Source organism: Gemmatimonas sp. (assembly GCF_027531815.1).
GTDB lineage: Bacteria > Gemmatimonadota > Gemmatimonadetes > Gemmatimonadales > Gemmatimonadaceae > Gemmatimonas.
This window is the reverse complement of sequence record NZ_JAPZSK010000023.1, coordinates 15062-36233: the sequence shown is the minus strand read 5'-3', so window position 1 is coordinate 36233 and position 21172 is coordinate 15062. Positions and strand designations below refer to the sequence as shown.

Here is a 21172-nt window from a genome sequence, read left to right as displayed (position 1 = left end):
TGCTCCTGCACCAGCCGGACGGCCCGCTCGCGGACCTCCGGCGAGAACGGCTTGCTGCCGCGCCCCCGGACCCCTTTGTCTTTCGTCATGCTCCCAATCTCTCAAAGCTGGGAGCCTCCGCCAAACCCGGGGCGGTTCAATATGCCTGTGATTGACGATGTGACACAGCTTCGAGACTGGCTGCGGGCGACCGATCCGACAGGACCGCGCGGTTTCGAGGCGCTGGTACAGGTCACACTCCAGGCACTTACGGGCGTACCACTCCGTTTGGCGCAATCCGGTGCGCAGTTCGGACGCGATGCGAGTTCGGCGCAGAGCGCCGGACTCGGCATTGCGATGGAGGCCAAGCGGTACGACCGTGCACCCAGCCTGCAGGTAGTCGCGGGTAAGGCGATCTTGGGCGGTCACGCGTTGACCGGCGCCGTTGATCTCTGGGTGCTCGGCGCTACGGCTGAAGTAGGCGATGACGTCGTTCGACGCACCGCCGAGGTGCTTGATCAGCAGGGCATCAGCTTATTGGTACTAGATTGGAGCGACCATGCAGTGCCTCGGCTGGCGGCGCTGCTCGCCCTCGCACCCGAGGAAACTTGCGCGTGGTGGTCAAGGGCACAGCCGAGCACGAACGCGGAGCAGTTGGCGACTGTTTTGGCCGGTATTCGTGCACACGAGGCGTTTGCATCGGTGGCCGCACGCATTCAGGCGGAATGCGCTGAACCGCTATTCGGGCTGGGAACTCTGCAGCGCTCGGCCGCCGACTGGCTGCGACGGCGCCTTGAATCCAACCGCGCCTCCAAGCGGAGCTTCGGGCAACTGGTGGCCGTCGGGCCCGATAGTCCGCCCCTTGTCGGCCGGCCGTTGCTGCAGCGGCAGCTCACAATTGCGGTGACCGAAGCGTCTGCCTCGGGTACGACCCGCAGTGACCGCACGACGGTGGACGGAGGCCTTGAATCAAGCTCTGATGAGACACCGGCGGCGGTGGTCGTGTTGGGCGACGAGGGGACGGGAAAATCGTGGCTCGTCCTCCGCTGGTGGGCACAACATGAGACGGCTCCAATCCTGATCTTCATCGCCGGCCGGCGGACCCATGTGGTCGGCGAGGTTGGTCCGGCGCATCCACTGCGCGCTTTGGCGCGCCTGCTAGCAGAACAGGAGGAACGCGACGATCCCGCCCGCATCGAGCAATGGTATCGGCGGCTCCGAAGGTGGTCGACGCACGGGCCCTCAGTTGAGCCGCGTTTGATAATCGTTCTGGACGGGCTCAATGAGCATCCGTACTTGCCTTGGGCCGATCTCATTAGCGCGTACGCCGAGGCTGCGCGCGCTTTGGGCGGCGTGCTGGTCGTGACGGCGCGCCCGGGCTATTGGGCATCGGACGTGCGACGGCGACTCGGCTCGGACGCTAGGCTGCACGAGGTCGTGGTCCCAGAGTTCACGGATGCGGAGCTCGACGCGTTGTTGGTAAGCGCTGGCGTGGATCGCGAGCAAATCTCCACGCCGTTGCGCGCGTTCTTGCGCTCGCCGAGGGTCGCGGCCGTTGCACTCCGGCTCCTAGACCGCCTTGCGCTTGATCCGTCGGAGCTTACGCGGGAGCGGCTCCTGCTTGAGTATTGGCAGCAGCGCGAGCGCGAGCGCGGTGCGCTGTTGGCACATAGCGACTCGGAGTTTGCTGACTTGTTGGCATCGCACGCGCGGGCGTGGCGCGACAGCGCTGCTACACCTTTCGCGCTCGACGCATGGGCCACGCATAGTGGTCTGGCGGCGCGCGCGGGTGTCGAGCGTGTACGCGACGATCTATTCGAGATTGCGGAAGGACGGTTCTTGGTCCCGGATGCCGAGCGGCGCAATACGTATCGGTTTCGGGCGGACACGTTGCCGTTCGCGCTCGGCCTGCTCCTGATGCGCGAAGTGCGTGAGATGGCGGCCGCCCGCATCGCATCGGCCAATGCACTCGACGAAGCTATCGACGCGGCACTTGCACCTGTACAGGGCTTCGATGACGTCGGGGAAATCGTTGCCGCGGCAGTCGGCCTCGCTTGTCTCGAGACCGGGTATCCGACCAGTGGTCGTCGCGCTCTCGTTCGCACATGGCTGAACCTGCAGAATACCGGGCGTGCGGCCACGTGGATGGTGGCGTCCTACGTTTGCACCGATCCCGCACTCTTCTTTGACCTACTCGAAGAAGACGAGGTGGCTGGACGGTGGACGCTGTCGGATCGTCACGCGCTCCTTCGCCTGATCCTCGCAGGGCGCGACCACCCAAGTGTCAGCGCCGAGACCGAGACACGGGTGCCGCGATGGCTAGCCCGTTGGCAGAGCGACGGCGCTACAGCAAACGAGACAAGTGGTGCCGCGCTGCTCACGCCGAGTGAACGTGCGACGGTGACGGCGCGGACATTCCACATCGAGACCACCGGCTCGGCCTTTCTGCACCGCGCGGCTTTCAGGCTGATTGCGCGACGCCCTTTGACGCGGTTCGCTCCAGCGGTGGTGAGTTGGGCGCTCGCCAACCTAGTGGGTTCAGACCGTTTCATCACCGCCGCAGACCTGCGCTGGGTTCTGCTGTTGAACGAAAACGATCCGGCGATTTGCGCGGCAGCTATAGCTGCTGACGTCCGTACAGTCGTGCCCGACGACGCCAGCGCCTCTGTACCTATCCGCCGCTCCTTCGCGTGGCTGCTCCGCTCGTTGGGCGACTCGGCGACCACGCAGTGGGCGGCGCGCCTTTCCTTCGATACGGACCTCTCGCTGGCGTGTACCGCGGCACGCGTGGCGGATGGGGATCCGTTTGCCCCGGCGTCCGAAGCCGGGCAGCGCGTGGAAGAAGCGGCGCGCACTGTCGCGCTGCTACCGGTGAACGAACTTTGGGCGTATGGGCAGGTCACGCAGGACGATCAGCGACTCGAAGAGGCCGTGCCGGTTCTCGCTCGATTTGCGCCGGACCTGCTCGTACAGGTGCTTCGCACGATCATGCAAAGTGCGCCACACCGGGATGGTATGGCCTTGTACCATCTTGCGTTTCAGCTGCCGTGGCTTGCCCCACTTATCGACGCGACGACGGCTGACGCACTAAGGCATGCCCTCGGCCAATTGCACGCGGGGGCAATTCGCTTTGGGGCCGACGACCACGACCGAAACCGGCGATTTGTCCTCACGCAGCTTACTAGCTTCAGCATTCTTCACTTGGGACCGGCCGAACAACTAGCGCTGCTCCACGCCCTTCCCGACGACTTTCCGCTGTACACGTCTCTGCTGTCCTTTCTTCGGCCACTACCGTCCGCTGTACTAGACGAGCAACTCCGGCATGCCTCGGCGGCACAGCGCAGATGGGCGTTGTTTGCAGCTGGCGCGCATCCCATGCCCCTTACCGATGAGAGCCGTACGCGGTTACGCGCCGATCTATTGAGCGACGATCTCGAGACAGTTGCGATGGCCGCTCATGCGAGTCGTACCGCGGCCGATCCGTCCTTGGACGACGCGTTGCTCCAAAGCGCAGCAGATCCAAGGGGGCCGATCTATCGGAACCCGAACGATGACCGCTTCATCAACGCCGTCGCGTCGGCGATACATCGTCGCCCGACGCCAGCCTCCCTCGCATTGCTCCGCGCTGATGTTCTTCCGCTGGCCGCCAGCTCCTTCGGCCCGCTCGGGATAGAGGCGTTCGACCGCGCCATCCATACGCTACTCGCGCGACATCGGACGCGGTTGACCGACAGCGGAGAGGAGAACACAAGCGTAATCATTGGCGGAGCAGTGTCTGGCTGGCAAGATGCCGAACGCCGGTTACTTGACTTTCCCCCCGCCACGGCGCTGGAGGGCTTCGTGCAGCGCCACAGAGAAACGGTGCGCGAGTGGTGTGAAGCGCTGCTGGAACACGCATCACCCTTGGCATGGATGCAAGTAGCGCCGTTTGCCATGACGTTGGCCGGCGCACTCGCGCGCTTCGATCCGGCTATCGCGGTCCCCGTTCTGATGCGTGGGCTGGGCGAGCAGCAATACCGACGAGTGACTATCGACGGCGCTGACGTCACGTATCGTGCTTGCTTCGCAGATGCCCCTGACCTCCACGCGCTGCAGGAATCGCTTTTCGTTCGCTGCATGACGGATGCGGAGTTTGAAGGCGTCGTGCGCGCTGCAGAGGCGGCAGCCGCAGACCGACGACTGGACCACCTAATCGAAGCATGGCTGGCCTCCGGCACCCCAGCTGCGGTCGCCCGCGCGCTCACGCTCGCCGGCATGCGCGCGCAGGGTGCGGGTGACTACGACCCGCTCGCTCGCGAGTGGGGATCAGGCGTCTTGGGCGATGTGGCACAGGCGGCGCGTCGAGCGCGCGAGTGCCACCTTTGGATGACCACGTGGCTCCGCCGTGCAAGCGAGGCCGAATCACCCGTTGACGTATGGCGCTTCGCAACCCTTGGTAAGCGACTCGCGGACTCCCGCGTGCGCCACGCTTGGCGCACGCTTGAAGAATCGCGGTCGCCAACCTTCACCATGTTCGCGGCTGACATCTACGAGCGCTTCCTCAAACAGGCGACGAAGCGCACCGAAAGGCGTCGCACGACGCTCTTTGGCCTACCGGCGCCGGCTGACGACTTGCGCCGCGTCCTTCGGGGGTAGACTGCGGATCAAGGCGCGTCGGTCAACTGTGTGCTGCGACGAATATACTTCCACGTTACGCTCGCGAGCGTCAATGTCCTACGAGTCAGTGGATCCAACGATCAGTCAACCGCCCATATCTGATCGGACGTTAGCTGTAGTAACCGCGGTAGTCGGGGACGGACGATCCTGCCCGACATCCGCCACCACAAGGCGCGTTAACCGCGCGGGCAATCCTGAGATGCCTGCCCGCGCGCGGAGCCGTTGACGAATTCTCCCAGCAAGAAGATGCGACATCAGCCCGTGTCATGAATACCAGCCCAAGTTCGCTGATAGTCAGGACTATCCGAGCGAGGCCGAACCGTGGGCGGACGCACCGAAATCGTGAGAGGAATCGGGAAATCCACGCCAATGATAGCAGCTTCGCCAGGCTTTAGTGCTGGCAGGAATGCCGCTGAGGATCGGTCGATTTCTCCGCAAGCCCGCTCGACCACCTCCCTGTCGCGGTCATTTGTTAGGCGATGTACGATGAGGGAACCCATCTGACTGAGAACTCCCTCGGGCACGTCCCTCGGTCGCTGAGTCGCGAGGCAGACTGTAAGTCCGTACTTTCGTCCCTCTTTGGCAATCAACTCGAATGAGTCCAACTTCGCGAAGCTATCCTCGCCGCCAATGGAGCGCCCCAAGAAGTTGTGAGCTTCATCAACAAAAACCACGATTGGCCGTTGCTCAAAGGCTCCCTCACGAGCAAGACCGAGCAGGTATCTTCCCAAGGCGTTTGCGACGATCTCCCGCGCCTTAAACTCGTGGGCCACGCCGCTAAGGCACACTCGTAGAAGCGACGAACCTCCGGTGACAAAGGAGCGAAAGGCATCAGTGACGGATAGACCATTCTGACTGAACACGCAACTGAATGCCGGTGACGTGAGGACGGCGTTTATTCGCGTAACCAGCGACAGGCAGTACGAGACTTCGCTATCGTTGATGTCACCCCACTTGGTTAAGTCCGTCGGAAACTTGGCATCCGGCCAGACGCATTCGTGAAGGACTTGGCGTGCAAGCATAGAGACTTCAAATGCCTGGCGAGGATCGTCGAGCTTCGAGGCAACTTCTTCCTCTTGCATCGCTTCTACCACGTCTTTCTTGGAGCGATTGCGCTTCTCAAGATAGCCGCTGATGCCCAGTTGTGGCCGCAGCTTGATCAGCCGAAGGCTTCGGATAGCCTCACGGAGTTTAGGTCCTTGCACCTTCCCCGAGGGCTCGAACAGTGCGATGAAGTCTGACTCAAGAAATGATGTCGGAGGTAGTGTTGCCTGAGCTGAGCCGACCCCCTTCTTGACCGGCGTTCCCAGGTGGAGGTGCTCGACATCCGCTCCGGCGAAGTCGCGGTACTCGCTGGTGGCGTCAAGCAGAATGATCTTCGGACGATGGCGAAGACATTCTTCGATTATTCGCGCCGTCGTCCAGCTCTTCCCGCCGCCAGTAGCCCCAAGAATTGCGCAATGTCGGCCAAAGAGCGTCTCGGGCCGAACCTCAACCTCGGACTGGCTGCCTAGATCCACCGAACCGAGCCGCAGCGACACCGACGACTCGCTCGAGCCGACTTGGGCGAAGGAGGGAAGCAGCGCGATAAATTTGAGGGGGGCGCTGTACACGCGGTCATTAAGACGGGGATACTGATCCACCCCAGCGGTTACACGTAGCGAATCCATTGCCACCGTTCCTAGTAGCTGGACCGTCGCAGTGGCCCTCAGTTGCTCCTTGCCGGCCATCGAGGCTGCCTCATTCCGATCAGAATCGGCCAAGTGCACTTCAACGATGCGACCCAGCGTGACCCCTGTCTGTCCCTCAATTAGGACATACTCCCCGACCTCCCCTTTGCCGTACCTGCTGCCCAGAAAGTGCATCCCGGATGCTGCAACCGCGCCAAGCAGTGTAAAGCGAACGGCTGTCGCACTGATACTGACAACCATTCCAATGAAGAGCTCACGAGAGAGAAGACCGAGATCAACGTGATCGTCGTTTGATCCAGACATCGTTACTGCTCCTCCGCTATCAAACGGACATCACGGGCGAGGCGCTGGGCGGGCGTGAGGGCCTTTAGGTCAGGGATCAGCTCTGCAAACTGCTCAAAGTCGGCATTGATCATCCAAACATCCTCACCTGTGGAGGCGAGCTCAAGGAACGCTTTCCAGTATCGATTGCTTCCCGTTGCTGAAGTCTTCTCAGCGGAGCGGTTGACCACGATCAATCGGAAATGGGGATTGGAGCGAACGGCGGCCAGAATTGGCTCTGACAGGTGGTCATCATTGAACCCAAATCCGACGACAACCAGACACGTGTTCGGCTGACGAAGAACTGAGAAGAACTGCGAGACGAGTTCGAGGTGCGGCTGCGCGTAAGACTGCTGGTACTTGCCTCGAGCTGGGTAGATCAGACACGCCTCGCTTGCGTTGGTCTTCTCCACTATCTCAATCGTGTCGTTCGCCTTTCTCGCCCATGTGACAGAACCATGAAGCTTGTAGAGGTGAAATACCCCCTCCAGGAGGCTCGACTGCTCATCTCCTGCGCTCCCGCGTCGTACAATGTCCATCGCGAAGTACCGCGCATCAAATCGCCTCGGCTGGGTGAAGGAGAACCCATCAATGACCACCAAGCCCTGCTGACCGGCGGCGGCTTCGAAGCACACGTCATAGTTGGTGGTAAACACCTTCAGCCGTGAGTCGCGAACGCGCCTTCGAGACAGGCGATGCAGGAATGTCAGATGCGCCTTCAGCTGATCGCGGTCGCCACCAGCGACAAATCGTGAGCATTCCTCTAAGATCGTCTCCTTTGACGCCTTAACGAACTGAGCTACATCGTCACTGTCGTGGAGCTGCAGGAACGACTCACACCGAGACAGTAGAGCCTCGATGTTCTTCCCAAGGCTCTCCACGGAATAGCCGATTGAGCTAATCACTCGATCAGCGAGCGTCGTGCTCGCGAGTTCCCCGTTCTCACTCTTCGTCGTAACTCCTACGCAGCGATCCCAAAGGTCCGACATTGAAGGCCCATTTACCTTCGGGCCGAGGGATGTACCGCTTCCCGCCAAGACTACGAGGTGTGGCATCTGCAGAGAGGCGAGAAGTGCGTTGCTCAGCTCAGATTGCGCCAACTTCACTCCGGATATCTGGCGCTGCGCTTCATTTGGATCATCTGATAGATCCGTCGGGAGCTCCAGTGGGGTCCACTGAGTAGCGCGGGGGCCAAAGAACTTGCGCTGGACTTCATCACCGCTCGTCTTCGTTGGCGCCGTGCCGTCCAGAACCTTACGCTCGGTCATTCTCCAACTCCGGTTTGTGTAATACAGCGTTCGGCATTCTTCTTCATCTGCCCCTTGTGATCCTACTGCTTGGCAAAGACATTCGCGACTTCGGCTCTGCCCTCTCGCTGAGGCAATGCAACCCTATGCCTTTCCCTGTCACTCGTGAAACCCTGTACGAGGAGATCTGGACTGAACCCGCGGTTGCGGTCGCTGCCCGTTACGGTGTCTCCTCAAGCTTTCTCGCTCGCGTGTGCACGGAGATGAACATCCCGCGCCCTGCTCGCGGGTACTGGGCGAAGCTGGCGGTCAACAAGGCCCCGAAGCGGCCGCCGCTCCCGCCGGCGAATCCCGGAGACGCCGTCGAATGGACCCGCGGGCAGGCCCTCCGTCGTGAACGGCGAGCGCTACCTGTCGCCCCTGAACGACGGCGCCGAACGAAGGTCAAATCGACCATCCCCACGGATGGCCCGCACCCCGTGGTCGCCAACGTCAAGCAGGACTTTCTCAATTCCCGACGCGCCGCGGACAGCGGCCACCTTCGGCCATTTCGTCGCGCCCTGCCGGATCTGTATGTCTCGCCGGAAATACTCGACCGCGCGCTGACCGTCAGCTCGACACTCTACCGCGCACTCGAGGCGCGCGGGTATCCCGTGGCCATTGCCCGAGCTGGCGAGGAGTTGTACCGACCAGCGCTGGAGGAGCGCAAGAACCCGCCCAAGCGCCGGGATGGGTACGACGCGTATCACAGCAAATGGGCGCCCGACCGGCCAACCGTGGCTTTCATTGGCACCGTGGCCATAGGGCTCACTATCTACGAGCAGAGCGAGAACACCGAGGTGCGCTACCTCAACGGCGAGTATGTGCCGGTCGCCAAGCTCGCGCCGCCGAAACGAGGCGGGTATGGCGCCGCATCCTGGACGACGCACAAGGAGCTCGCATCAGGCCGGCTGTGCCTGCGTGCGTCGTCACCGTACCATGTGGCAAAGTGGGAGCAGCAGTGGGAGGAAACGAGTGGACGCACGTTGGTCGACATGATCCCCGCCATCGTGCGCGGTCTCGAGGCGGCAGCCCCGGTGCTGGTGGAGCTCGTGAAGGAGGGGCACACCCGGGCGGAGGCGGCGCGTATCGAGTGGGAGCGCAAGCAGGCGATATGGGCGCGAGAAGAGGCGCAGCGTCGTCGCGAACGGCAGATCGTGGAGAGCCGCGAACAGCTGGCCAAGATCATCGAGGCCTGGGCCGTCGCGAAGGCTCGCGAGGATTTCCTTGAGGACCTGCAGCGCCGAGCCGGTGCGCTTCCGGAGGAGGAGCAGGCCGCAGTTCGTTCGCGCCTGTCGCAAGCCCGCGAGCTATTGGGCGGCACCGACGTCCTGCGTCGGTTCGCCGCGTGGCGAGCGCCTGATGAGTAGGTGGAAATCGTGCGACTGTCGTACGCGCGCCCTATCATTGCGCACAGACGTCCACGATTCACACGACGCGCGCTCCGGTGCCACCGTCAATTTCCACGAACTCCAATGAGAAAAAGGCCCTCTCGTCAGCGTGACCGCGAGCAATTGATGCGCGATGCCGTCATTGCCATTGGCTCGAGCCTCACGTACGGATCGAAATACGCGTTGCTCGACAATATTTGCTGGACGCTGTCGGAATTTGACGGCAAATACGAGGGATGTCGGTACTGGAGCACGCGGGCCATCGCACAGCGCACCGACTTGCAACACGAGCATTCGGTGCCGCGTCGCGTGCTCATTGGACTGCTGCTTGGCGAGCCTGCGCCATCGGACGAGGACGTACGACGCATCCTCGACTTCTGCGTGGGCGCCGTGGTCACGGTCGAAGAGGACCAGGCCCTCAACGCAGCGGGGCTGCGCGCCAGGATGCCAACAGGTTGGGATGGCGGGGACGTGTTTGCCCGCTACCGGGCGGCCGGGGTTGAGCTGGTGGATACGTGGCAGTCTTCGGCAGACCGTCCCGCACCGTTACCTCGGGTTCGACACAGCACTTGACCCACTCGCGCACAACGCGAACATCCGGGTTCTCCACGACTCCGACTTTGTGTTAGCGCTGTGCTGCCAGTAGAAAGTCAACCAGAGCGAGGTGAAGTTTCTGGCGACCACCTAGAAGCCTGAACGCAAACCCGTGCGCGAGGTGGGTCGGCTCAAACTCAAGGGCAGTAGAGGCACTATTCAGCCACGACGTCTTCGGCTACCGCACCGAGACGCCACTTCAGAACAACTAAGTTGTTCCCCAATCCACCGGGCGGTTCAGGCCGCCCAGATGCAAAAATCTAGGAGCACCGCGTGATCAATACCATTGCCGATCTCTTGGAGGAGATTCGTGAAAAGGAAGGTGCCGCACTCGCTGCACATAAAATTGACCATCCAGTCGTCATTGGGAGCATGTACGAGGGGCTGACTCGTCACCTCCTTAACCTTTCTCTATTTAAGGGACTCGACCTTCGGGTCGTAACGGGACACGTGAGCCTGCCCAACGGCACGCTCTCTCGGCAAATCGACGTGATGCTGGTTATCGGCGATGGCCATAAGACGCCGTATATCGACCACTTCATATATCCTTTCGCTCAGGTAGTCGCTGTTGTCGAGGTCAAGAAGTCGCTCTACAGCGGTGAGTTATCGGACGCGTTCGAGAATCTCGAAAGCCTACGACATGAGGACCTACTTACTTCGGTTCCTTCGACGGAGTTCCTAAGTGCATTCCGGATGATATCGCAGATCGAATTCCCAGTGGCTGACGGAATTGGTTCACTGCCCGCGGCCCTCGCATCAATGGCGCTCAACATAGCTTACGATGTAGCGCTTCCCGCACGCATCGTTTTTGGATACGAGGGCTTCCGGACAGAGAAGACACTTCGGGACGGCCTTATTAAGCACCTAGAGGAGCGGCTAAAGAGCGGAGCCACTCCGAGCCTCGGCCCGTCAAACTTCCCTTCCCTCGTAGTTTGCGGGGACAATGCTCTGGTGAAGCTTAATGCGATGCCATATGCGGCCCACACCGAGAACTCAGACGAATGGCTGCTCATTGCTTCTGCCAGAAACGTCGGAGTGCGTGCGCTTCTTGAGGTGATCTGGACGCGACTGTCAGCTCGCGGCCTCGTGGACAGTCGAGTCTTTGGCGCAGATCTCGACGACGAACACCTCTGCCCACTGCTCTTTGCGAAAACTGTAGAACGTGATGGCAATCTCGGATGGGGTTACCGGTATACCAAGTTCTCCGCGAAGACACTCAAGAATCTTCCGTCGATGGTAGAGTGGGAGCCCGTATTCTTATCGAGCACAGAAGCAACACTTATGAATTATCTCTGCATTGCTGGCAGCGTCGATACGAATAGCGATTCATTTTGGGCTGATTATTCTGCAGAGATGGAGGAGGGACTTCCCGCTTCACTTGACTACCTCCGTCGTCACGGCTTGGCGTTGCTCGGGTTAGATGGGATTCTTCGGCTGTTGACTCACAAGTGCCGCGTAGGCGTTTCTCCTCCGCATGGTTGGGTTGCAGGGGAGGATGAGACCGGTCGATTTACCAGGTGGATGCTAGCCCAACAAGCTAAGAAAAGTCGCTCTAGTTGATTTGTTCGCCAGAGCCGGTCTTATGCTTTGAGCAGAGTGGACCGCGCGGTAACCGGTGCCCGTCTATCCACGGAAAGCTGGTACGTCCACGAGTACGAAGCGGAGAGGATGCAATCGACCCACGTCGGTGGGAAGGGGCGCAGTTAGCTTAGTAAGGTCGCCTATTGCTGATTGATTCTCGCCATTTCTTTGGTTGTCCCGCATCACTGCATATCATGGTTCAACTGGAGAATCGGCCGAAGTCGAAGGGGGGACTTGGTGCGTCTAGTTCCTCGGCGTGGGCGCCGTGGTCACGGTCGAAGAGGACCAGGCCCTCAACGCAGCGGGGCTGCGCGCCAAGATGCCCTCAGGGTGGGACGGCCAGGACGTTTTCGCCCGGTATCGCGCCGCTGGCGTAGAGCTGGTGGATACGTGGTCGATGGCGGACCGCCCTGTACCGTTGCCACGCGTACGACACAGCCCCTGACCCACCGCACGGTGGACCAGGGGCTGCAACGCGATCAGAGTCGGGTGGCGAGGTCGAGGGGGCGACCTCCGCGTGATTACCCCTCTTCCTCGACGACGGTCTCGCCATCGCGAGGGGTACCGCAAGCGGCGTGTTCGAGCTGTGCGACCCGTGCCGTCAACGCCGCGCACGTCGCGGTGAGCTCGGCGATGGTGTCGCGGAGGACGTTCAGCTGATCGACCCGTCCAGTGAGCGTGAGCACGTCGAGTCGCAGGTCCTCGAACGTGTCCTCGTCAATGCCGGCCTCCCGCTCTTCAAGATCATCGATTCGTGACTCGAGGCTCTCCAGCGTTTCGGCGTGCTCGTACATCGCCTCGCTGACCTTCTGTTCGACGCATTCGTCGATCATGGAGGGAAGCGTTTCATCACGCAGGTTATCGATGGCCTCGTCGATGTCCTCCGCGACGCGGTCGATGACGAACTCCTCGAGCTCCGGGGTCAGCGCGATGGCCGTCACGACGATGGGCTCCGCCGTCGACTCGTCCTGCGGAACCGGGGTGTCGTAGTCCCGCGACACGGGCGGTGCACCCGCCGCCAACACCGGTTCCACCGGGGCCGGCGACACCACCGGCGTGTGCGGCACCGCGGCGTTGGGGGAGTTGAGGGTGGGTGCGGCAACCCCCTGCACCGCGAGCTGGATGTGCAGCCTGCCCGCGCCGGCGGGGAGCTGGTTGGGGATGACGAGCGTGGACGGCAGCGTGCCGTCGTGAGCCTGCGGGCTCGCCCTGACGGCGAGCGTGAGCAACAAACCATTCGGGTACATCAACGCCTCCTGGCGTTTCGGGTAGCGCAGTGGCCGGCATCTCCGACCCTCTGCACACCGAGTCTAGGAGCGCTGTGGGGGTGATTGCCGCGGGGGCACCGGACGGGGCGGTTCACCGTCCTGACGCCCCCTGCCTGCCGCCCGGTCCGGCGAGCCGGGCCATCCACCAGCGGGCGGCCGTGGCGGCCTCGCGGTCGAGCCGCGTGGCGGGGCTCGCCGCCTTCTCCCGCTGCCGGAGGGTGCGCTCGGCCAGCCCGAGGTCCCCCAGCAGGAGGACGGCCCCCAGCGCCCCATTGCGGACGTCCGCATTACCATGCGACAGCAGCGGACGAACCAGGGCGATCTCGGCGAGCCACGGCCCAAGCAACCGGGCGCCAGCAATGAACAGCGTGCGCCCCGGCGCCCCCGTGCTCTCGACGAGGTACTCGAGGGCGTCGACCCGATCCAACCGGTACTTCGGGGTCCTGCCCTGCCCCACGGCGGAGCGTCGGCCACGCGGGTCGCGCACCTTGCGCACGGTGATCGCGTTGGCGGCCAGCACGCCATCGCTCAGCGTCCCGCGTTTGAACGCGGGCGTCAGCGCGGCGAACTGCGCGATGGGCATCGTGGGCCGGGGCACATCGCAGACGGCATCGAGCGCGAGCCGCGACGGGCGTAGGAGCGCTCTCGCCCGCGACTCGGCCGTGGCCAACTCGGGCCAGCCGACGGCCGCGCGCTCCGCGGCGTGGTGCAGCGCCCGCCGGCGCTCCTCCAGCGCCGACGACACCGCCGACGCCAACGGCAGCATCTCCGCCACGGCGCGACGCATCGCCGCCAGTTCGCGCACGGCGAGCACTTCACGCACCGCGGCCAATATCGCCAGATGTGGGTCGTCCGCCCCGCGCAGGGCCCGGATCGCGATCCGCTCCTGCTCGAGCCGACGAAACGCCGCGCGATTGCACCGCGCCTGCAGGTCACGCCACGGCACCCACGCCGCGCGGACCGCCCGCGGGAGCGAGATCGATGCATACGACGCGTTCTCCTGCCCCAGCGGATGCAGCGCCACCAGCTGCGGCGCGCGCGCCCGTCTGCCATTGGTGTACTGCACCCGACAGGCCGACCGCAGCGCCTCGCCGAGATCGCGATCCCGGCGCTGCAGGATCTCGGCGAGACGCACCAAGTGTTCGTCGGTCTCGTCTGAGCTCGTCGTACACCGCGCCACGCTGATCTGCTCGGTGATCCGCCGCAGCGACACGGGCCGGCCATTCGGCCACTGCGCATCCCGCACGCGCTGCTCGACCAGCTCCACCACGCGCACCGCCAGCTCCGCCGCCGAACGCGCCCCCTCCTGCGCGAGGCGCCTGCTCCGCACCAGACGCGGCCCGAGCTGCTCGGCCCATTCGTCGACGCGGTCGCGCCAGACCTCCCGCAGCACCCCCACAGCGCCCCACAGCGCCGTGCGGCCCCGTCCACGGTCCTGATCCACCAGGAGGGGGAAGTCGTGGGCCAGCCGTTGTAGCAGCATGGACGTCTGCTGGCGCGTCTCGAGCGTCAAGGCCAGTTCGGCGTGCAGCACATCGGTGACCAGCTGTGTCGGCACGTAGGGCGTGGCCGCGAGTCCGCTCGCCACGTACAGCGCCACCAGGACGCGACCCGCATCGTCCAGGAACGCCGGATCATCCCCCTCCACGGCTTGTCCAACGAGGCGATAGCGCGGGCTCCCCACGCGACGGCCTCGCCGCGTGATCTCGTCCGCCTCGGCCACGAACCACACCCCCGGCGGCACCGGCAGCAACAGCGACGGCTGCAATGCGCGCAGGGTGCGGCGCAGCGTCCCGCCGTTGGGCGTGGCGCCGTCGCCGAGGATGACGAGTTCGCGACGGAGTTCGGGAAACCCGAACCATGGGCGCCCACGGCCCGCGCGTTCCGCGGCCGTGGCGATGCGTTCGTCCCAGCGCCGCATCATCTTTTCGCTTGCATCGCGATGGCCAGCACCACATGCTCGAGGGCCACGGCACGTCCCTCGGCACGCGCCAGGCGCTCCGCGCGGTACACGATTTCCGCGAGCGGCCGAACACGGCCGTCGACCTCTTCAGTCAGGCGCAACAACACCGCCTCCGCCCGTCGTCCCCCCGCCTTCCCGAGCACCCGACTCACCGCGGGGCTGAGCTGCGCGATCACCCACTCCACGTCCCCCGGTGCGAGCGGCGGAATCGGCAGCAGCGTCGAGAGCCGTTGCCCAAGTTCCCCACTTGCCTGCAGCGCGGCGAGTTCGGTGGTGGTGCTGACGAACGCGAGCCCCAGCGGGTGCTGGTGCCGGTCCCGGCAGTGGTCCACCAGTTGGGTCACGTGGATCAGCGCGGGGGTCGCGAGCTGCGGGGCCTCGTCCACCAGCACGGCGCCCACGTTGCGCAGGTGCAGTTCATCCGCGCACAGCTGCAGGAGGTAGGTCGCGCCGCGGCGCCGCGCGCGGTCACTGACCGATCCCAGCAGACTGTTCACCGTTGGCTGCACGCCGTGAATTGCGTCGAGCACCGTGCACAACACGCCGGTGCCCGAACGCACGGCCCCCACCGAGGTGTAGACGAAGCGTCGCGGTTCGGTGGCAGTCGCGAGCGCGCGAGCCTTGAGCAGGTACGATTTGCCAACGCCTTTGGGGCCGACAATCCAGGCGCGCTCGTGCCCGGCGCGCACCTCGTCGAGGAGCGCGAGGGCCGCCGGGTGCCACGGGAGCGGAACGAGTTTCGGGATGTGGGTCATGCGGTCCGGTTGAGGTGCTCCAGCGTGCCCCCGGCGACGGGCTGCTGTCAGGTCGGGCGCTTACGGTTCGACTTGCTGTCCGCCGCCTTGCCCAGCTGGCTCCACGCGCTGAATGCGCTGTCGGCGCCGGGGGCCTTACGTCCCGTCGACTGGCGGCGTGTGCCCGCTGACTTTTTCGCGCGGCCGGCGCCGGGCTTCGACTTCGACTCGGTCTTGGCCTTGGTCTCAGCCTTGCCCTTCGTCTTGGCCTTGGCCCTCGCCGTGGGGTCCAGCTTCTCGAGCTTTTTCTCGAGCTTGGCCTTGGCGGCCTTCCGCACCCCCGCCTCCACCTCAGGACGCGGCGGGCCGTAGCCGGACTGCTCCTGCCCAGCGCGCCCCTGATGCCGGCGCGTGTTGTGGAGATCCCGTTGGCGTTGACCGGCCGCGTGGCCGCCGCGACGACGGGCCGTGGCCTCGACGGCCTCCTCGACCTGTTGCTTGAGCGACTCGCGGTACCGGCGCGATTCGGCCTCGAACCCCTCGCGGTCGGTGGTCTCGCGCACATACGGGCGTGGCAGGCACTCAATGACGCTCCGCGACCGGTCGCGAGTCGCTTCGATGATCACGAACACCCGCGTCAGTTGCCGGCGATTGGCGGCCGCCGCGTCATACCGAACCGGCAGCTTCACCTTCGTACCCACAAATGGCAGCAGCGCGGGACTCATGAAACGGACTCCCGCGATGTCGATGCCATCCTTGTCCACCACCCGCAGGACCTCGTGCAGGAAGAGGAGCGGGTCAGGGGCCTGGAGCGGACCCACCGCCCTCGCGCGCAGCGCGAGGGCGTCCGTCAGGACGAACTGGGGCGTGAACCGCGACGTGTTCGGCGCGGAGTGGTTGTGAGTCTGACGTGGCATGGGACGCGTGGGGTTAGGCGACCTGGGAGGCCGCGACGCGGTCGCGGTACTCCTGCGCGAGGCCGCTATGGAGCTGCGCGTTGTAGCGCAGCACGATTTGCCGAATCCGTTCGGTGCACTCCGTGAGCGTCATCAGGTTCTTCTTGGGGGTCTCGTTCCGCCGGGCCTCGCGTTCAGCGTTTTTGCTGCGGGCATGCTCGCGGGTGGAGGTATCCGTCTCATCAGCAACCCGTTCAACCGCGGTCCACCCCGGGCGGCCGCGCACGGCATCGCCGAACACGGTCTTCACCGCGCGCTCGATATGGGCTTGGCGTTCGGGCATCCCTTTGGGGACACGCTTGTCGAGCCCAAACGCCGCGAGGGCCTCCTGGAACGCGCCCTTGTGCTCCGAGCCGGCATCGACGCGGACGTGCTGCGGCAGCGGCACCGTGGGCAAGCCCTGCCAGTTCTCCCCGGCACACCACGCGCGCCGCAAGAGGCTTTTCATGGTCGCCGGGGTGGGTGGCGTGAGCGTGATCTCAAACGTCACCGCCGCGCGAGACCCGAGGTCCAGCATCAACGACACCCAGGGCCGGACCACCGCCCCCTCCTGCGGGTGGCCAGGGGGCAGGGTGACGCGCTTATCCAGCTGGGTGGAGTCGAGGAGTGCCCAGGCCAGCGGCGCGATCTCGCTCCACCCCAGATACAGGGCGCAGTGGTCGAGGAACCGCCCCTCGCCCTCCTGCACCATCTTGAGCAGGTGCGGGTTCTCGGCTTTCCACAGACGGGCCCACCGTTGTACCGTCTTTTGATTCCATGGGACGCGGGACCAAGTCTCGGTGAGCGCCTCGAACAGCACCGCGGCGCTCCCGCGCCCGGTGATCAGCGTGTTGTGCATGAAGCGTTCGAGCGCGTCCGCGTTCAGGCGGTGCCGGGCGGCGAGCGCGTCGAGCGACCGACGGAGGCCGCGGTCCGTGCGCTGCTGGCGCAGCAGTCCGGCCAGGCCGTGGGCGTCATACTGCTCGACCCAGCGGCGCAGGGAGGTCGGGGACACCGGCTCATCGTCCAGGCCGACGAATTCGTCGCACACGAAATTGATGGCACCGTTGAGGCCAAGCGTATCCCGGCGAAGCAGCACCTCCTCGACGAGCCCCTGTTTCGTCAGGGCGATCCGCTGGTGCGCTTCGGGCGCCTCCTCCATGGTCTTGCGAGGACCGCCGCGAGGGGCCTGCTGCGATTGGGTCGACGACCGTCCACGGGCCGCCCCCGCGCGCCGACGACGCGAGCGGGGGGCGGTGGGGCGGCGGCGCGAGGAGCCTTTCTTTCCGGACTGGCGAGCAGCGCGTTTTTTCATGGATTCGTCGTGTTGAGGAACGGAGGACCATCGGCGAGCGCGGCGAGCCTAGCGCATCTCCGCCAAGCTGCCACGATGCCCGCCGGCCTCCGGACTGGGGGCGAGCATGGGCGCGGCGAGACTAGCGCATCTCCGCCAGATTGCCGGAATGCCAGCCGGCCCCCGGATTGAGGGCCGGCCGGGGCCCTCGCCGTCAGCCGCCGGCGGCGCGCTTGCGGTCGGCGCGCAGGGCGCGGCACTCCGCGCGGACCGCCTCGTGCACCGCGGGGCCCAGCACCGGGACCAGCACGCGGGCCAACTCGAGGCGCCGGGCGTGGGTGTGGGCGATGCGGCGCGTAACCGTGCTGCGGCACAGCACGCGCACCAGCTCGGTGTACGCGGCCCGGGAGAGCGACACGCGGCGGTCCTCACTCGGCGACAGGGACCAGGCGAGCGACCGCCACACCTCGCTGCTCGGGGAGCCGTCTGCCGCGGCGAGGAGCAGCTCACAGCGGAGCTTGGTCAGATCCGACTCGTGCAGATCAATCGCTACCCGGCCGCCGCCGAGGGGGCGTATGGTGGGCAGGGCCTGCAGGTTGGGCTCGTTCACGCATCCTCCGTGTTGACGATGAGGCGGACGACGCCCTCCGGGACCTCCCCCGGGTCGTTGGGCTGGTCGGCCGCGGAGGGCGGCTCCTCGCCCTGCGGCTGGGCGATGGGCGCGTCGGTCGCCGGCGCGGGCTCCGGCACCACGGCGACTTCATGGAACGCCTGGATCACGTCCCGGCCGTTGCGGTACCACGTGGGCTCGTCGAGGGGCGTGGCCGTTTCCAACGCGTCGTAGGTCGCCGCGAGGCGTGCCGACGCCATATCCGCCAAGTGCAGCACCCACGACTCGGCGCTGGCGGGCGCCGTGGGCGACCCGTGTTCGCGGATCCCGTGGTGGCTCTCGATCACAGCCAAGACCGCATCGACCAGCCACCGCGGGGTGCCCGCCGCCGCCAACTCCGCTTCGGCCCGCGTGACGGCCGCGGTCACGATCTGGACGCCCAGCGTGGTGTGGTATCGGGAGGCCGCCACCGGCGCCCGGGTGATCCCCACGCCCGGCTGCACCGCGTACTCCATCGTCTTGCCGACGTCGTGCAGCAGGCCGCCGAGGATCAACACGTCCCTGTTTAACATGGCCGTGTAGCGCGGCAGCGTGGCCATCAGCAACGCCAGCTCGGTCACTTCACAGGAGTGCCACACGAGCCCGAACGGGGCGACAGCGTGATGGAGACGCTGGGCGGCGGGGGCGCGCCAATAGGCCTCCTCGGTGACTTCGCGCAGTACCGCCGCCAGCACAGCGGCGGCCGGCGAGGACATCCGCGCAACGAGAGCGGCAAAGCGCTCGCGCAGCTCCTCTTCGGGCACCGGACAGGGCGGCAGGAGGTCGTCGCGAAAGGGGTGTGCATCGTCCAGGCGGACAACTCCGTCGTGCGACCAGCTGGGCCCGTAGCCACCGCTGCCCGCGCGACCGACCAGCGAGACCCACACGCCGTCCCCCTGACGGATCCCGTTCCAAGCGGCCATCTGATCCGCAAACAGGTTCAGCGCGAACTGCCCGTTCCGATTGCCGAGGAGGATCTGGCGGTACAGCGTACCGCGACGGCTCGTGCGGTCCTCCGTGGCGCGGACACACGTCGCCCCTTCGATACAGGCGCCATCAGTGGGCTCCACGAACGGCAGCCGCCCATCGTTCAAGCTCTGGCTCATACGCCTCCGATTGTTGGGTACGCGCGCCCGGCGTTCGCCGGGCGCGAAACACAGGTCCTGCTCAGGCGGCGCGGTCGACGACCGCCCAGTCCTGCGGCGCCCCGCGGGCGATGCGACGCGCCTGCTCGAGCGCAGCCGCATGGCGCCGACGCGCTGTTCGCGGGCACACGTCGAGGCGCCGCGCGATGCACTCCCAGGTCACATCGTCCGCCCGCCAGCGGAGCAGCCGCGCGTCCTCCACATCCAGCGTGGCGAGGACAGACTGCAGGGTGAGCCGCGCGGGCTGGGGGCGCGGGGTCATGGGCGTGGCCGCCTGAATCGCGTCGTCTTCGTCGTCGACGTCCCACGCTGCCGTGCTCACCCCGGCCAGCTCACGCATCGCGTCGGCGTGGGCCCGCGCTTCCGCCTTGGCCGCGGTGTAGCGGCGGTAGGTCGTCGTCATCAGGGTGGACGAGAGCCAAACATCGAACGCTGGGGTCTGGGGGCGCGGGGCAAACGGCAGGGCGTCGAGCACCTCGAGCACCAGATCGTTCGTGAGGTCGTCGACGCTCACCCCTTCGACCGGCCACGCCACGTAGGCGAGGCTGGCCAGGCGTTCCGCGCGGGGCAGTACCAGCTGCAGGACGGCGTCGTTGGCGGTCCCCTCGGCCGCTGCCTCCTCATTCACCGTGCCGCAAGCGGGGAGGTCGCTGGTGACCGGCGCCGTGGTGACGAGGGTGGCCAGCCCATGGGCGGCCGTGAAGTCGAATGCAAACTGCATTGGTGTCTCCGTGCGTGAGTGGCCCGAGAATCGAGCCGTTCAACTGCGGTGGAGAGGGTAGCGGAGGGGACCGAGGCGCAGCGGTCGGTGTAAGCCGCGGTCGGTCCGAACAGCCCCTCGCTTCCAGAGCATAGGGGATCCGGGTCGCTTTTGTGGTCCGGTCCCCAACCCTCTGCTGGAGGCCTCCGGGGTGGTTCACCGAAGGGGTGTCCAGCGCCAGCAAGCGTAGTGGACGAGGTCCAGAACCGCGGCCGGCTCGACAGACTGCGCGAGTGCCGGCGGGGGCGGCCTGCGTCTGGAGGCGGTGCGCGTCTATTGAAGGAGGACGTCGGGACTGATCGCGGACGGCGTCGTGGCCACGCGAATGGCAACACGTCGCAGCAGGACTAGGCTGTAGCCGTGACGACCAAGGGGTCGTCCACTACTCTTGGAGATTTTGCCTATGTCCCACTCGCAGCAGTTCCTGCCCACGACGGGGCAGGCCACGGAGATCTTGGCCCAGCTCGCACTGTGCTTGCTGAAGGGCGAGCGGCTCCCGTCCCCCAGCGGCGTCGCGACAATGGAGCCGGCGGCGTCCGCGACCAACGGCACCAAACCGGTGCAGCTCACGGTCCGCGCCGATCAGGTGAAGGTCATCGGCGCCGGTCGGCGCCCCGCGTCGCTCACCGGCCGTCAGGTCACGGTCACGCTGATGGCGACGGTGGTCGCGGAGCACGAGAACGGCAGCCTGTCGGTGACCGTCGATGAGGCGGATCGCACCGCCCGCCGCCCGCGTGCCAAGCGCGCCGCCAAGGCGTCCCGCCGCCCCAAGTCCAAGGCCCGCGGCGGCATCGCGAAGAAGCGCCCGGCCGGTCGCCGCGCCCCCAGCAAGGCGCAGGAGGGTACGGCCTAACCACCCCAGCGGAGCGCGGACTGCCGACAGGTGGTCCGCGCCTCCGCGGGGGGGCTTCCCCCGCTATGCCGG

At 65.4% G+C, this 21172-nt stretch carries 15 protein-coding genes; 5 read left to right on the top strand and 10 right to left on the bottom strand.

Annotation, left to right across the window (positions count from 1 at the left end; translation table 11 throughout):
* Window positions 1–147 precede the first annotated feature (147 nt).
* Window positions 148–4614, top strand: coding sequence for a hypothetical protein (locus O9271_RS18285; RefSeq protein WP_298272973.1), 4467 nt, complete (start codon window positions 148–150; stop codon window positions 4612–4614).
* Between the two features lie 275 nt (window positions 4615–4889).
* On the opposite strand, the gene O9271_RS18280 is transcribed toward O9271_RS18285, so the two are convergent.
* Both O9271_RS18280 and O9271_RS18275 read right to left on the bottom strand, forming a co-directional pair.
* On the bottom strand, window positions 4890–6629 hold the full coding sequence (locus tag O9271_RS18280; RefSeq protein WP_298272970.1) for an ATP-binding protein: 1740 nt from the start codon (window positions 6627–6629) through the stop codon (window positions 4890–4892).
* 2 nt (window positions 6630–6631) lie between these two features.
* A complete protein-coding gene (locus O9271_RS18275; protein ID WP_298272965.1) occupies window positions 6632–7915 on the bottom strand; it encodes an SIR2 family protein in 1284 nt (427 codons plus the stop codon).
* Between the two features lie 458 nt (window positions 7916–8373).
* On the opposite strand from O9271_RS18275, the gene O9271_RS18270 reads away from it, so the two are divergent.
* From O9271_RS18270 to O9271_RS18260, 3 genes are all read left to right on the top strand, one after another.
* Window positions 8374–9303 carry a hypothetical protein gene (locus tag O9271_RS18270; RefSeq protein WP_298272963.1) on the top strand — a complete coding sequence of 310 codons (930 nt, stop codon included), beginning with the start codon at window positions 8374–8376 and terminating at the stop codon, window positions 9301–9303.
* 147 nt (window positions 9304–9450) lie between these two features.
* On the top strand, window positions 9451–9897 hold the full coding sequence (locus tag O9271_RS18265; RefSeq protein ID WP_298272961.1) for a hypothetical protein: 447 nt from the start codon (window positions 9451–9453) through the stop codon (window positions 9895–9897).
* A gap of 294 nt (window positions 9898–10191) precedes the next feature.
* Window positions 10192–11478 (top strand): DUF6602 domain-containing protein, encoded by a 1287-nt coding sequence (locus tag O9271_RS18260; protein ID WP_298272960.1) that lies wholly within the window; start codon window positions 10192–10194, stop codon window positions 11476–11478.
* A gap of 542 nt (window positions 11479–12020) precedes the next feature.
* On the opposite strand, the gene O9271_RS18255 is transcribed toward O9271_RS18260, so the two are convergent.
* From O9271_RS18255 to O9271_RS18220, 8 genes are all read right to left on the bottom strand, one after another.
* Window positions 12021–12746 (bottom strand): hypothetical protein, encoded by a 726-nt coding sequence (locus O9271_RS18255; protein ID WP_298272958.1) that lies wholly within the window; start codon window positions 12744–12746, stop codon window positions 12021–12023.
* A gap of 112 nt (window positions 12747–12858) precedes the next feature.
* On the bottom strand, window positions 12859–14691 hold the full coding sequence (locus tag O9271_RS18250; protein ID WP_298272956.1) for a hypothetical protein: 1833 nt from the start codon (window positions 14689–14691) through the stop codon (window positions 12859–12861).
* Entirely contained in the window at window positions 14688–15485 is a 798-nt protein-coding gene (locus O9271_RS18245) for an AAA family ATPase (protein WP_298272953.1), read from the bottom strand. Before O9271_RS18245 ends, O9271_RS18250 begins: the two co-directional genes overlap by 4 nt.
* Window positions 15486–15532: 47 nt before the next feature.
* Window positions 15533–16381: a Mu transposase C-terminal domain-containing protein gene (locus O9271_RS18240; protein WP_298272951.1), complete on the bottom strand. Its 849-nt coding sequence runs from the start codon at window positions 16379–16381 to the stop codon at window positions 15533–15535.
* 13 nt (window positions 16382–16394) lie between these two features.
* Window positions 16395–17561, bottom strand: a complete 1167-nt coding sequence (locus tag O9271_RS18235; RefSeq protein WP_298272947.1) for a hypothetical protein — start codon at window positions 17559–17561, stop codon at window positions 16395–16397.
* Window positions 17562–17907: 346 nt separating this feature from the next.
* Window positions 17908–18303, bottom strand: coding sequence for a hypothetical protein (locus O9271_RS18230; protein ID WP_298272944.1), 396 nt, complete (start codon window positions 18301–18303; stop codon window positions 17908–17910).
* Window positions 18300–19448 carry an HDIG domain-containing metalloprotein gene (locus O9271_RS18225; RefSeq protein ID WP_298272941.1) on the bottom strand — a complete coding sequence of 383 codons (1149 nt, stop codon included), beginning with the start codon at window positions 19446–19448 and terminating at the stop codon, window positions 18300–18302. The genes O9271_RS18230 and O9271_RS18225 overlap by 4 nt, the downstream gene beginning before the upstream one ends.
* 61 nt (window positions 19449–19509) lie before the next feature.
* A complete protein-coding gene (locus O9271_RS18220; protein ID WP_298272938.1) occupies window positions 19510–20208 on the bottom strand; it encodes a hypothetical protein in 699 nt (232 codons plus the stop codon).
* A 442-nt stretch (window positions 20209–20650) separates the two neighbouring features.
* On the opposite strand from O9271_RS18220, the gene O9271_RS18215 reads away from it, so the two are divergent.
* Complete coding sequence (locus O9271_RS18215; protein WP_298272936.1) at window positions 20651–21100, top strand: hypothetical protein; 450 nt, start codon at window positions 20651–20653, stop codon at window positions 21098–21100.
* Window positions 21101–21172: the final 72 nt, after the last annotated feature.